The following is a 13,255-nucleotide window of genomic DNA, read 5'->3' as shown; positions in this document are numbered from 1 at the left end:
CCGGGCGACGTCGCCCGGGCCGGGTCGAGGTCAGTCGAGGGCGGGCGGCAGCCCGGTGCGGGCGATGTCCGAGGAGGCGGCCTGCAACGTCCCGAGGAAGGACGCGGTCGCCTCGTCCGTGAACCGGCTGGTCGGGCCCCCGAGCGCCAGCGCCACGGGCTGCGCTCCGTCGCGGCTCGGGACCGGGACCGCCATGCCGCTGTTGCCCGGCTCGCGGACTCCGTGCGACAGCGACCACCCGGCGGCGCGGGCCTGGTCGACGCGGGCGACCAGCGCCTCCTCGTCGACGACCTCGGCAGCGGACCCGACAGCGGCTTCGGATCCGGACGCGGCCCCGAAGCCGGACGCGGTACCGGAGCCAGACCCGCCGACCGCAGCCGCCAGCGCCGCGACCTCGGCGCCGAGCGCCTCCGGCTCGACCGTGCTCAGCAGCACCATCCCGGCGGCGCCCTTCCAGAGCGGCAGCTCGTCGCCGACCTGGACGACGTGTCGCAGCGAGTGCGGGCTCGGCGACTGGGCGACGACGACGCGGGTCGTGCCGCTCCGCACGTAGAGGCTGACGGTCTCGCCCGTCTCGGCGGCCAGCTCGGCCATGCGGGCGGCGGTCGCCTCGGGCACGGTCCACGCGGCGGCGGCGAAGGCTCCCCAGCGGATCAGCCGGGTGCCGACGGCGACGCGGCCGTCAGCGACGTGCTGCAGCATCCGCTCGGCGACGAGCGTCTCGACCAGGCGCAGCACGGTGGTGCGGGGCAGCCCGGCGGCCTTGACGAGCTCGCCGATCGACAGCGTCGTGCGCTCGGGCGTGAACGCCTGCAGCACGTCGAGGGCGCGGCTGACGGCGCGGACCCCGCTCGCTTCCGTGACCATCGCCGACCTCACTTCTCGACCCGCGCCTCCGGACCGTCCTGTGCGGTCCGCCTTGCACGATGTCTCGACGCGAAGCTACCATCAGGCGGACACCGACATCCACCTAGTGGATGCCCGTCCGACGTCACAAGGGAGTGAACGTGGCCAGACCGAACGACAAGACGCGACGCCGCCTGCTCGGGGGAGTCGGCGTCGCCGTCACCGCCGCGCTCGTCGGCTTCGCCGCCGTGGACGCCGGGGACGGCACCGCGGGAGCCGATCCGAGAGCCAAGCTGACGGTGATGGCCCCGGCCGCGCCCGGCGGCGGGTGGGACCTCGCGGCCCGGGAGGCGCAGCAGGCGCTGCGGGCCGCCTCCATCGTGAACAACGTCCAGGTGGTCAACGTGCCCGGCGCGGGCGGCACCATCGGCCTGACCCAGTTCGCCGACTTCGACCCGGACCCGACTAACCTGATGATGACCGGCACGGTCATGGAGGGCGCGATCACCGTGCAGGGCTCGAGCGTGGACCTCGAGGACACGACGCCGATCGCCAAGCTCGCCGAGGACTACGAGGTGTTCATCGTGCCCGAGGACTCGCCCTACGAGACCATCGACGACTTCGTCGAGGCCTGGCAGGAGGCGCCCTCCAGCCACGCGATCGGCGGCGGCGGGCTGGGCGGCACCGACCACCTCCTCGCGGGCCTGTTCGCTCGCGAGGTCGGCGTCGACCCCGGCGAGATCAACTACGTCTCGTACCCGGGCGGCGGCGAGGTGCTCACCGCGCTGCTGTCGGGCACGGTCGAGATCGGCGTCAGCGGCTACAACGAGTTCAGCGACCAGATCGAGGCCGGCAACCTGCGCGCCCTCGCCCTCTCGGCCGAGGAGCCCGTCGACGGCATCGACGCCCCCACCTTCATCGAGCAGGGCATCGATGTGAACCTGCCGAACTGGCGCGGCATCGTCGCCCCGGCCGGCATCACGACCGCCGAGCGCGACGAGCTCGTCGCCATCATCGACGAGATGGTGGCCTCCGACGAGTGGCAGGACACGCTCCGCCGCAACTCGTGGGAGCCCGCGGTGGTGACCGGCGACGACTTCGTCGAGTTCATCGCCGAGGACCAGGCGCGTGTCGACGCGATCATCGAGGAGCTGGGCCTGTGAGCGGCGTCATCCGGACCGTCTCGGTCACCCGTCGCGCCGTGGTCGTCGCCGACGGCTTCTGGCGCCGTCGCACCGGGCTGATCGTGCCGGCGCTGATGCTCGTCATCGGTCTCGGCCTCGTGGTCGGCACCGTGACGATGGAGGTGCCCGCCAACACGGCCTCGCCCGGCCCGCAGGTCTTCCCCTCGCTGATCGCCGCGCTCGTCATCGTGCTCGCTGTGCTGCTCGCGGTCGACGTGCTCCGCAAGCCCGAGTCGGAGAGCGTCGAGGTCGCGCAGCCCGCGGCCCCCGGCCAGCCCGACGACGACCTCGTGCTCGACGAGGAGGGCGAGCCGCAGGCACTCCGCCCGACGAGCAACCACCGCGCCCTGCTCGGCGCGCTGCTCACCGTCGTCGTGTTCATCGCGGCGCTCACCCCGCTCGGCTGGCTGCTCTCGGGCGCCCTGCTGTTCTGGGGCGTCGCCCGCGCGCTGGGCAGCCAGCGGCCGCTCTTCGACATCCCCCTGTCGCTCGCGATCTCGTCGATCGTGCAGCTCGCCTTCTCGGCCGGTCTCGGCCTCAACCTGCCTCCGGGCGTCCTGGGAGGGATCCTCTGATGGAGTCGCTCGCGAACCTCGGTGACGGCTTCGCCACCGTCCTCACGCCGATCAACATGCTCTGGGTGCTCATCGGGGCCGTGCTCGGGACCGCGGTGGGCGTGCTGCCCGGCCTCGGCTCCGCGATGGCCGTCGCGCTCCTCCTGCCGGTCACCTTCTCGCTCGACCCGATCGGCGCCTTCATCATGTTCGCCGGGGTGCTCTTCGGCGGCCTGTTCGGCGACTCGATCTCGGGCATCCTGATGAACACGCCGGGCAACAGCACGGCCATCGCCGGCACGATCGAGGGCCACAAGATGGCCACGAGCGGACGGGCCGCCCAGGCCCTCGCGACGTCGGCGATCGGCGCTTTCATCGGCGGCATCATCGCGTCGATCCTCGTGGTGTTCTTCGCTCCACGGCTCGCCGAGCTGGCCACGCTGTTCGGGCCGGCCGAGTACCTGGCGCTGGCGGTGTTCGCCTTCGTGGCGATCTCGGCGGTCGTGACGGAGTCGGTCGTCCGGGGCCTCGGCGCCCTCGCGATCGGCCTGGCGATCTCGGTCGTCGGCATCGACGGCATCTCGGGCGCCTCGCGCTTCACCGCCGGCGTGCCCGAGCTGTTCGACGGCATCGACATCGTCGTGATCACGGTCGGCCTGCTCGCCCTCGGCGAGGTGTTCAGCGTCGCCGCCCGCCGCGGCTCGCGCGACGAGACCCAGCTGCTGCGCTCGACCGGTCGCCTCTGGCTGTCCCGTCGTGAGCTGCGGGCCGCCGCCCCCGCGTGGTTGCGCGGGACCGCGATCGGCATCCCGTTCGGCATCATCCCGGTCGGCGGCGCCGAGGTGCCGACGTTCTTGGCCTACGGCACCGAGAAGCGGCTCGACTCACGCCGGAAGTCGCCGATGTTCGGTCGCGGTGCCATCCAGGGCGTCGCCGGACCGGAGGCGGCAGGCAACGCCACTGCCGGCACCGCGATGGGCGCGCTGCTGGCGCTCGGCCTCCCCACGTCGGCCACCGCGGCGATCCTGCTGGCGGCCTTCCGCCAGTACGGCCTGCAGCCGGGGCCGCTGCTGTTCGACCGCGCGCCCGACCTCGTCTGGGCCCTGCTCGCGAGCTTCTTCGTCGGCATGGTCGTGCTGCTCATCCTCAACCTGCCGTTCGCACCGCTCTGGGCCAAGCTGCTCAAGGTGCCGCGCCACTACCTCTACGCGGGCATCACGGTCTTCGCGATGCTCGGCGTCTACGCGACGAGCAGCAAGATCCTCGACCTGGCGCTCGTCACCGTGATCGGGCTGATCGGGTTCCTGATGCGCCGCTACGGGCTGCCCGTCGCGCCGATGTTGATCGCGATCATCCTCGGGCCGCTCGCCGAGACGGAGTTCCGCCGGGCGCTGCTCGTCAGCGAGGGCGACCCGTCGATCCTCGTGTCGAGCGGGATCACGGTGACGCTGTACGTGGTGCTGGTGATCGCCGTCGCGGGAGCCGCGTTCACGAAGATCCGTGCGCGTCGGCGTGCTGCGCGGGGCGGCGGTGGCGGTGGCGGTGCCGACGGTGCCGCAGTCGCCCGAGAGAAGGAGAACGCGTGATCGACGCCCCACCCGCAGGCCCGACCGTGCCCGGGTCTGCGCCTGGGCCTGGGCCCGCGCCGGCGCCTGCGCCTCGCCCGCTCGACGGGATCCGAGTCCTCGACATGACGAACGTGCTGGCCGGGCCGTACGCGGCCTACCAGCTGGCCCTGCTCGGAGCGGATGTCATCAAGGTGGAGACGCCGAGGGGCGGCGACCTGGCCCGCCAGCTCGGTGCGTCTGCCGAGCTGAACGGGCGCCTCCTCGGCATCTCGTTCTTGGCACAGAACGCCCAGAAGCGCTCGCTGACGGTCGACCTCAAGACCGAGGGAGGCGCGGAGGTGCTCCGCAGGGCGGTCGCGGAGTCCGACGTGCTGCTCGAGAACTTCCGGCCCGGGGTGCTCGAGCGGCTCGGCTTCGGCTGGGACGCGCTCCGCGCGATCAACCCGCGGCTGGTCTATGCGGCGATCTCGGGCTTCGGGCAGACCGGGCCGCTGCGGTCGAAGCCGGCCTACGACCAGATCATCCAGGGCAGCTCGGGGATGATGAGCGTCACCGGGACCCCCTCGACCGCTCCGTTGCGCGCCGGGTACCCGATCGCGGACACGCTCGGCGGGCTCGCCGCCGCCTTCGCGATCTCGTCGGCGCTGCTCGGCCGGGAGCGCACCGGCGTCGGCTCGGTGATCGACGTGTCGATGCTCGAGACCGCCGCGACCGCGATGGGCTGGGTCGTCTCGAACCACCTCGTCGCGGGCACCGAGCCGCAGCCGCTCGGCAACGACAACGGCACGGCCGCCCCCTCCGGCACCTTCGCGACGGGCGACGGCGCCCTCAACATCGCCGCCAACAAGCAGGAGCAGTTCGAGCTGCTCTGCGGCGTCGTCGGCCGCCCCGACCTCGTCGCCGACCCGCGGTTCGCCGAGCGGGAGGCGCGCAAGACGCACCGGGCTGCGCTGACCGCCGAGCTCGAGTCAGCTCTGGCGTCGCGGTCTGCACTTGCGTGGGAGGCGCTGCTCAGCGACGCCGGAGTGCCCGCCGCCGCCGTGCTCACGGTCGCCGAGATGCTCGACAGCCCGCAGGTGCGCGACCGGGAGCTGGTGCACTCGCTGCCGTTCCCCGGGGGAGCCGCCGGCGACGAGCCGCTGCGCGTCATGGGGCACGGCATCCGCTTCGACGGCGTGCCGGGCGCACCGACCGTGCCGCCGCCGCTGCTCGGGGAGCACACGGACGAGGTGCTGGCCGAGCTCGGATACGGTGCGGCGGAGATCCGCGCGCTGCACGAGGGAGGTGCGGTGTGAGCGCGAGTTCGCTGGAAGAGCAGCTCGCCGCGGCCCGGGCCGAGAACGCCCGGCTCGAGGCGCGGCTCGCGTCGACGACGGCGTGGTGGTCGACCGCGATCACGAAGATCGAGCCCGGGGTCATCGAGCTGCGCGGCTACCCGGTGCAGCAGCTGATCGGGAACGTGGACTTCATCAGCACGGTGTGGTTGATGACGCGCGGCGAGCTGCCCTCGCCCGAGCAGGCCGCCCTGCTCGAGGCCGCCCTCGTCGCGAGCGTCGACCACGGACCGCAGGCGCCGTCGATCGCGAGCGCGCGCATGGCGGCGACCTCGGGCGTCGGCCTCAACTCGGCGATCGCGAACGGGGTGAACGTGCTGGGCGACACCCACGGAGGCGCGGGTCAGCAGTGCGTCGCGCTGCTGAACGAGCTGGTCGCGGCGCACGAGGGCTCGGGCTCGGACTCGAGCGCTGGCGGGATCGGCACGGCTGGTGAGCTGGGTGGCGGGCGTCTTCTCGACGAGCTCGCCGCCTCCCTCGTGGCCTCGTACAAGGCGCGCGGCGCCTTCGTGCCGGGCTTCGGCCACCGGTGGCACCCGCGTGATCCCCGTCGCGACCCGTTGCTGGCACTCATCGAGCGGGCACGCGACGACGGCGTCGTGGCGGGCAAGCACCTCGCGGCTGCCCTGGCGATCGAGGAGGAGCTGGCGGCCAAGGACGTCCCGATGAACATCGACGGCGTCTCGGCCGTCGTCTACGGCGAGCTCGGCATCGAGCCGGAGCTCGCGCGTGGCCTGTTCGTGCTGTCGCGGTCGGTCGGCATCCTGGCGCACGCCTGGGAGGAGTCGCAGTCCGGCCAGCGCATCAAGGGCCCGCTGCCGAAGGGCTTCCTCGCGGACTACACGGGCCCGCCCACCCGAGCCCTCTGACCCGGCTCGCCCTCGCGCTCGCCTCCGCCCCCCGCGCGCCTCACGAGAGGCCCCGAATCGGCGTTCCCCGCCCCCGACACGTCGATTCGGGGCCTCTCGCCTACGCGCCCCAGTCCCACTTTGCCGCTGCAGCCGACCCGACCACCGCCTCCTCGAAGTCGGCGGGTCCCCGTCGCCGTCGGCGGGTAGTCGTCGTGTGCGGCGGGTTCCCGTCGCCGGCGGCGGGCGGGGGCTGACCCGCCGCGAGCGACGGGAACCCGCCGAGATGTGAGAACACGGCGAGTCGGTGGTGGACAGATGTCGGCGGGTCGTGGTCGCTGTGGGCGGGTTGCTGTGGTGTGCGGCGGGTTCCCGTCGCCGACGGCGGGCGGGGGCTGACCCGCCGGGGGCGACGGGAACCCGCCGACTTCCGGTTGTAGCCGTGGGCGCAGGTGGGGACGAGGAGGCGTGCGCAGCCGAGTGGTCAGCAACTGTCCCTTGCACTCGAGGGGACGACCGTTGCTGACCACTCGGAGGGGCGAGCGGGCGGAGGCGGCCCAGATCAGCCGGAGCCGCCGGGGCGGGGCGGCTAGCCGAGGAGGGCCGGGTCGAGGCCGTGGCGCTCGACCTCCATCGCCTCGCGGATCGTGAGCGGCCAGATGCGCGAGAGCTCGGGGCGGGTCGGGTCGCTCGAGATGTAGGCCACGCTCTCGACGTGCTGCTCGAAGGCGGCGACCTTGTCGCGCGGGGCTCCCACGACGAGCTGGAACCCGAGTGAGCGCAACGCCGACAGGGCGCGACCGGTGTACTCCGTGTCGGCCTTGACGAAGCCCTCGTCGAGCACGATCGGCGCGTAGGTCGGCACCCGGTCGGTGCCGTCGCCGAGCCGGAACCGCAGGGCGGCACCGAGCACGAACGCGATCAGCTCCTGACCTTCGCCGCCCGACTTGCCGGCCACGCCCTCGTGCACGATCTGCGTGCCGTCGGCCCGCGTCTCGATCGCTCGGAACTGGAAGTGCTCCCGCGCGTCGAGCACCCGACGGCGCCAGGCGTCACCGACCTTCGAGCGCTCCTCGAGGTGGGCCAGGTCCTTCCGGAGGCGGAGGAACCGTCGCTCGACCTCGGCCGGTTCCCGAGACGGGACGGACGCGCCGTCCGAGCCCGCGCCTCCTGCGCTCGTGCTCGTGCTCGTGCTCGTGCTCGAGCCCGTCGCCGACGCCGAGCCCGCGCCGCGCGCGTCGCCCAGGTGCTCGCGCAGCGTGCGCCGGAAGTCGGCAAGGTCGCTGTTCGAGACGGGACGCGGCTCGATGTCGAGCGTCGAGCCCTCGCGGAACTCGATCGCGCGGAGCGCCTCCGAGATGGGGCGGACGCCGCGGCGGATGACGTGGCCGTCCTCCTCGATCTGCACGAGCAGCGCACGCAGGCTGTCGCCCATGTCGCTGCCGGCCTTCTCGAGCCAGCTCTCCTTGGCGTGCGGCAGGTCGTCGTCGACGAGCCCGCGGTGGAGCGCGAGCACGGCAGGCAGGCTGTCGATCGTGGCGTCGATCCCGGCGTTGCGGTCGAGCTCGAGGTAGCGCGCGAAGACGAGCTCGAGGGTCAGCTCGTGCTGGCCCCGCTCGCGGTCGTGCGCGTCGATCTGCGACCGCAGCTGGGCGGCGGCCTCACGGCGCGAGCGCTCGACGTCGGCGGCCTCGCGCGGCGCGGTGAACGGCAGGGTGCTGAGCAGGGAGCGCTCGTGGTTGTCGAGCGGGTCGGCGGCGTGCAGGGCGTCGCTGAACGCGTCCTCGATGTCGACGAGGGTCGCGTGCGTCTGCTCGAGCTGGTCGAGCACCTGCTGCACCTCGGCTCCGCGGCGGACGGCCTCGAGCCGGGCCTCGTCGTGCTCGGCGGCGGCGGCCTGCAGCGTCGCGACCTCGGGACGCTCGAGGGCGACCCGCTCGAGCTGGCCGCGCAGGTCGTCGAGGCGGGCGCGAGCCGGGGCGGCGTCGACGTCCGACCAGCTGGTCTCCACGGCGCGCTCGATCGTCTCGACCACGCGGCGGCGGGCGCCCGCGACGGTCTCGGCGGCGTCCCACTCCGCACGGGCGGCGTCGAGCGAACGGGTCAGCTCGTCGATCTCGTCGCCGAGCTCGGCGACGCGGGCGGCGTTGTCGAGGCCGATCCAGGAGCGGATCCGGCGGTCGTCCTTCGTGACGCGACGACCGCCTCCGGTGCGGAGACCTGCACGGGTGACGGCCCCGCGCGCGCCGTCGGGCAGCGGTGCGTCGAGGTCGTCGGCGCCCTCGACGCAGAGCACGCTGCGCTCGGCGACGAGCTCGTCGTGCAGCCAGCCGCGGAACGGGCTCGCCTCGTCGAGCACGAGCATCGACGGCACGGTGCGGGCGAACGGCGTCAGGCGAGGCGTGAGACCGGGCGTCGCGGGCACGAGGGTCACGCGGCCGCGCATGTCCTCGGCATCGACGAAGCGGCGGACGGCCGCGAAGTCGTCCGCGTCGACGAGGAGGTGCGTGGCCAGCTCGCCGAGGACCCGCTCGACCGCGGTGCTCCAGTCGCGGTGCTCGGGGGCGACCTCCATCAGCTCGCCCGCGTACGGCAGGCGGGAGACGGGCACGCCCGTGCCGTCGGCGATGCGGCGGCGACGCTCGACGGCCTCGTCGGGCACGTTGCTGCGGCGGCGCTCGAACGACTCCTTCTGCCGCTGGCGCTCGCCCACGGCACGACGCGTCTCGGCGATCCGGGCGGCGAGCTCTCCGCGCAGCTCGTCGTGCTCGCGGCGGGCGGACTTCTCCTCGGCGGCGAGCGAGGCTGCGCGAGCGCGCAGGGCCTCGAGCTCGTCGGCCGAGGTCGGCACGGCCTCGCCGACGCCCTCGAGCGGCGTCGCGAAGCGCCGGTGCTGCGCCTCGACGCGGGCAAGCGCGTCCTCGGCCCAGCGCACCTGCTCGCGGAGCGAGTGCGAGGGATCGCCGCCGAGGTCGGCGATCTGCGCGAGGGCCTGCTCACGGGCACGGAGCGCGACCTCCTCGTCGTCGGCCGCGCGCCTCCTCGTCTCGGTCGCCTCGCGCTTCGCGAGCTGGACGCGGTCGACCTCGCCGCCCACCCAGTCGCCGACCTTGCCGGCCAGCCAGACCCGCAGGCGGCTCGGCTCGGCACCGGGCTCGTCGCCCTCGGCCAGCAGGCGGCGCTTGGCCGTCGCGTCGTCGCCCGCGGTCTGCCACTGCTCGGCGAGGGCAGGCACGGGCTCGAGCACCTCGAGCTTCTTGCGGGTCGTCTCGAAGACGTCGTAGAGCTGCGAGGCCTCGCGGTAGGTCGCCAGCGTCGTCTCCCAGCGCGACAGCGCCTTCGGCTGCGTCAGCACGAACTGGGTGAACAGCTCGTCGATCGAGAAGACGCCCTTCGACGCCTGCGCGCGTCGCAGCAGCGTCAGCGCCTTGAGCTGCGACTCGTCGCTGCCGCCGATGCCGAGCACGCCGCAGAGCCGGACGCGGAGCTCGGGCTGCGAGTACGTGACGAGGTCGTGCGCCGGGTCGACGAGCCGGCTGAGCGAGCTCTTCGTCAGCGGGGAGGTGCTGGTGGGGTCGCGGCGCGCCTCGGTGAGGCGGCTGAGGTCGAAGCGACCGCGGACGAGCAGGTAGACGGTCGACTGGGTGACCTCGTCCTGGCTGGACGTCTCGGGGCTGATCCAGGCGAGGCGGACGGCGGTGAGGGTCTCGCCGAGCTCGGTGCTCCAGGTGATGGCCGAGCCGCTCGCGAACGCCTCGCCGAGCGGACGGAGGAACCGCGTCGTCGTCTGGTCGGAGGCGGCGTCGCGCACCTCGTCGGTCTTGCCGCGGGCGTAGCTGTAGACCGTGCGCTCGGAGCGCTGGCGGGAGTCGTCGCGCGCCGCCCGGTTGAACTCCTGCGGGTTCGGCATGATCACGGCGCTCATCGCGTCGAGCACCGTCGACTTGCCGCGCCCGGTCGGGCCGAGGATCGCGATGCCGCCGCGCCCGACGGGCATGCGGTGCAGGCCGGCGTAGCTGCCCCAGTTGAGCAGCTGCACGAGCTCGATCCGGTACTGGCCCGAGTGGAACATGCCGAGGTCCGGGGCGTCGTCGGGGGCGACGTCGACGTCGAGCGCGGGGGTCTCGAGCGTCGCGTCGGGTGCTGTGCCGGTCGTCTCGCCGAGTGCGAGTGCGAGTGCGGGTTCGGGTGCGCTCGCGGCGGCCGGGGCAGCCGAGGAGGCGGTGGTCGCGTCGGCGGGGGAGGCGGGGGTCATGCCTGGTCTGCTTCCGTGTCGCGGGGGAGGTCGAGCGGGAGGTCGAGGTCGAGCGCGACCGCCGTGGGGTCGGGGGCGTGCTGGTCGGCGTCGGGCTCGGGCTCGTCGAGGTCGGCGTCGGCGTCGGGCTCGTCGGCGTCTCCCTCGGCGCCCGGCTCGGCCTCGTCGAGGTCGGGACCGACCTCGGCGTCGTGACCCGCGCCTCCTGCGGCGTCGAGGTACACCTGCTCGAGGTGCGCCAGCTGCTCCGGCCTGACCAGGGGGACGATCGCGGGCGAGACGGTGAAGAGCTGCGGGTCGTCGGGCTCGGGCTCGAGCAGGTCGCGCGACACCATGGCGGCGATCGCGGCGTCGACGCGGCGGTCGGCCCGCACCTCGTCGCGGCCGGTGTCGTCGTGGAACCGGCCGAGGAACTCCGCGATCTGGTCGCGCGAGACGACCACGGCCTCGTCGTCGCCGTCGGTGTAGGCGTGCTCGCGCCGCAGGAACACGAGCAAGAACGACGCGTCGCGCGACAGCGGCTTCTCGCGGCGCAGCAGCACGGGCGCGTCATCTCCGCCGGACTGTCGCTTGAACGCGACCTCGTGCCCGTGGTCGACCTCGAGCTCGAGGAACAGCTCGGACAGGCGGGCGCGGATGTCGGCCTCGTGCGCCAGGAGTCCGGCCCACGCCTCCTTCTGCCGCGCCCGCGAGACGAAGCGGTGGGTCAGCAGGGTGACGAGCGCGCGACGGCCGGCGAGGGGGAGCGTGCCGGGGGCGGCGAGGACGTCGACATCCGGTGCGGTGCCCTCGTCCTCGGGCGCGGTGCCCTCGTCCTCGGGCGTCGAGGTGGCGGTCGCGTCGGTCATGCGGGGTCTCCCTGGAGGTGCTTCGGGGAACGGGCGGCGGACGGTGCCGTGAAGACGAGGCGCGGCAGCACGACCTCACGGCCGACGCCTCCCTGGTCGACGGTGAGCACGACGGACTCGCGGTCGTCGGTGACGAGACCCCGGTCGACGGCGAGGTCGAGCATGCTCAGCACGAGGCCGAGGCGGCGGAACTCGGGCTCGGTGGCGAGCCACACGTCGGTGCTCGACACCTCGTCACGCTCGGCGAGGAGCCGGTCGAGCGTGCCCGCGACGGCGGCGGGGCTCGTGCCGGCGGTGAGGCGGAGCGCGACCCGGTCGGCCTCGGGCAGGGCGAGGTCGCCCTCGGTGACCTGCACGTCGACGGTGGGCCGGCCGCGCTCGCTCCAGAGCTGCAGCTGGGTGAGGTCGACGGCGTCGAGCGGGCCGAGGCCGAGCACGTCGGCGGGCAGCACGGCGGCTCCCGGCTGCTGCTCGGCCCAGGCGGCACCCGCGTCGAGCGCACGGTCGGCGAGGGCGAGCAGCCGCTGGTGCCTGTCGGCGCCCGACCGGCTGAGGAACCGGCGGAGCGACGACGTCCAGCGGCCGTACGTCTCCTGCACCGCCTGCTCCTCGGCGAGCAACGACGAGATGAGCTGCTCGAGCTGGGCGCGCTGGCGCTCGCCGATCTGGGAGGCGGCGTCCGGCTGGGCGAGGACCGTGTCGATGTCCGCACGCATGTCGTCGATCTCGCTCGACGACAGCATCTGCGCGAAGCCGCGGTACGCACGGCCCTCGGGCGTCTGCTCGAGCAGGTCGTTCTCGCGGAGGTACTGGTCGACGAGCGCGCCCTTGCCGAGCTCCTGGCTGGCGGCACGGCGGGCGACCTCGCGGTGCCGCTGCTCGACCATCGCGCTCAGCTGGCGGAAGTCCGCGGGCAGCGAGGCCGTCAGCCGGACGACCTCGTGCAGCTGACGGCTCAGCGCGTCGAGCGGGACCGGCTCGGTGCCGTGCCGCTCGATCCGGTCGCGCCGGCGCTGCAGGTCGGCCAGCTGAACGTCGATGCGGCTGAGCTGCGACTCGACGCTCGGGTCTGCGAGCCCTGCCAGCTGCCGCACGGCGTTCGCGATGCTGCCGAGGCGCGCCTCGCTGACGGCGTTGTCGGCCTCGACCAGCTCGCGCACGATGCGCAGCGCCCGCAGCGCGTGCGGCGACAGCCGGTACTCCGCACGGGCCGCGTCCGACGAGGAGGCACGTGTGCGGACCAGCCAGCGGGCGTCGACCCAGCTGCGGCAGTAGTCCGCCGGGGTGGCGCGCGTCTCGGGTGCGGGGCCGTCCGGGGCCGGCGTGAGCAGCGCCTCCTCGGCTGTGGTCTGCTCGGCAGCGTTCTGCTCGAGGGCGTCGGCGACTCGCTGGTGGAACCAGTCGGCCGAGACCGGACCCTCGGCCTGTTCGAGGTGCTCGGAGAAGAGGGGGACGACCCAGCGGCTGTTCGTGCTGCGGAGGAGCGCCCAGGTCGGGTCCGCCTCCCACACGTCGCGCACGTCGTCGCGGGTGAGGGGGCCGCCGTGGGCTGCTGCCTCGAGGGCTGGGGCTGCTGTCTCGGGGGCTGCTGTCTCGTCCACCGTTCGTCCCCTCCTGAGCCGTGCCGACCGTGCTCGACGTCGACGGACGACGATACCGTGCGCGGGCCGCGCGCCCGGCCTCGGCGGGTTCCCGTCGGCGGCGGCGGGCGGGCGCCCACCCGCCGCCGGGCACGGCGACCCGCCGACCGGCACGGGAACCCGCCGGCAGCCACGGGAACCCGCCGCACCCACTCGTGGCTGTGCGAGCTGGTCCGGC

General features: G+C 73.8%; 9 protein-coding genes. 5 read left to right on the top strand and 4 right to left on the bottom strand.

All coding sequences use genetic code 11. The annotated features are described in order from the left end of the window. Window positions 1-30 precede the first annotated feature (30 nt). Window positions 31-867, bottom strand: coding sequence for an IclR family transcriptional regulator (locus JOE35_RS10655; protein WP_209561058.1), 837 nt, complete (start codon window positions 865-867; stop codon window positions 31-33). 140 nt (window positions 868-1,007) lie between these two features. On the opposite strand from JOE35_RS10655, the gene JOE35_RS10650 reads away from it, so the two are divergent. Genes JOE35_RS10650 through JOE35_RS10630 form a run of 5 tightly spaced genes read left to right on the top strand, consistent with a single transcriptional unit; the run spans window position 1,008 to window position 6,355 of the window. Next, complete coding sequence (locus JOE35_RS10650; protein WP_307803041.1) at window positions 1,008-2,009, top strand: tripartite tricarboxylate transporter substrate-binding protein; 1,002 nt, start codon at window positions 1,008-1,010, stop codon at window positions 2,007-2,009. Then, the gene (locus JOE35_RS10645) at window positions 2,006-2,605 is read left to right on the top strand and encodes a tripartite tricarboxylate transporter TctB family protein (RefSeq protein WP_209561056.1); all 600 of its coding nucleotides are present in this window, start codon (window positions 2,006-2,008) and stop codon (window positions 2,603-2,605) included. Before JOE35_RS10650 ends, JOE35_RS10645 begins: the two co-directional genes overlap by 4 nt. Beyond that, window positions 2,605-4,170, top strand: a complete 1,566-nt coding sequence (locus tag JOE35_RS10640) for a tripartite tricarboxylate transporter permease (RefSeq protein ID WP_209561055.1) — start codon at window positions 2,605-2,607, stop codon at window positions 4,168-4,170. The genes JOE35_RS10645 and JOE35_RS10640 overlap by 1 nt, the downstream gene beginning before the upstream one ends. Window positions 4,171-4,196: 26 nt before the next feature. Further along, window positions 4,197-5,447 (top strand): CoA transferase, encoded by a 1,251-nt coding sequence (locus JOE35_RS10635; protein ID WP_307803136.1) that lies wholly within the window; start codon window positions 4,197-4,199, stop codon window positions 5,445-5,447. Continuing rightward, window positions 5,444-6,355, top strand: a complete 912-nt coding sequence (locus JOE35_RS10630; protein ID WP_307803040.1) for a citryl-CoA lyase — start codon at window positions 5,444-5,446, stop codon at window positions 6,353-6,355. Before JOE35_RS10635 ends, JOE35_RS10630 begins: the two co-directional genes overlap by 4 nt. 568 nt (window positions 6,356-6,923) lie before the next feature. Here the strand turns inward: JOE35_RS10630 and JOE35_RS10625 are convergent. Genes JOE35_RS10625 through JOE35_RS10615 form a run of 3 tightly spaced genes read right to left on the bottom strand, consistent with a single transcriptional unit; the run spans window position 6,924 to window position 13,038 of the window. Beyond that, complete coding sequence (locus JOE35_RS10625; RefSeq protein ID WP_209561053.1) at window positions 6,924-10,589, bottom strand: ATP-binding protein; 3,666 nt, start codon at window positions 10,587-10,589, stop codon at window positions 6,924-6,926. Continuing rightward, window positions 10,586-11,437: a DUF4194 domain-containing protein gene (locus tag JOE35_RS10620; RefSeq protein WP_209561052.1), complete on the bottom strand. Its 852-nt coding sequence runs from the start codon at window positions 11,435-11,437 to the stop codon at window positions 10,586-10,588. Before JOE35_RS10620 ends, JOE35_RS10625 begins: the two co-directional genes overlap by 4 nt. Then, the gene (locus tag JOE35_RS10615; protein WP_209561051.1) at window positions 11,434-13,038 is read right to left on the bottom strand and encodes a DUF3375 family protein; all 1,605 of its coding nucleotides are present in this window, start codon (window positions 13,036-13,038) and stop codon (window positions 11,434-11,436) included. The genes JOE35_RS10620 and JOE35_RS10615 overlap by 4 nt, the downstream gene beginning before the upstream one ends. Between the last annotated feature and the right edge of the window lie 217 nt (window positions 13,039-13,255).

It is taken from the genome of Frigoribacterium sp. PvP032, assembly GCF_017833035.1.
Classification (GTDB): Bacteria; Actinomycetota; Actinomycetes; order Actinomycetales; family Microbacteriaceae; genus Frigoribacterium.
The sequence above is the reverse complement of the archived record's forward strand: the minus strand, read 5'-3'. Positions and strand labels throughout refer to the sequence as shown.

Coding starts and splice junctions, on each gene's coding strand:
- JOE35_RS10655 (WP_209561058.1), bottom strand. CDS start 867: ATGGTCACGGAAGCGAGCGGGGTCCGCGCCGTCAGCCGCGCCCTCGAC.
- JOE35_RS10640 (WP_209561055.1), top strand. CDS start 2,605: ATGGAGTCGCTCGCGAACCTCGGTGACGGCTTCGCCACCGTCCTCACG.
- JOE35_RS10625 (WP_209561053.1), bottom strand. CDS start 10,589: ATGACCCCCGCCTCCCCCGCCGACGCGACCACCGCCTCCTCGGCTGCC.
- JOE35_RS10620 (WP_209561052.1), bottom strand. CDS start 11,437: ATGACCGACGCGACCGCCACCTCGACGCCCGAGGACGAGGGCACCGCG.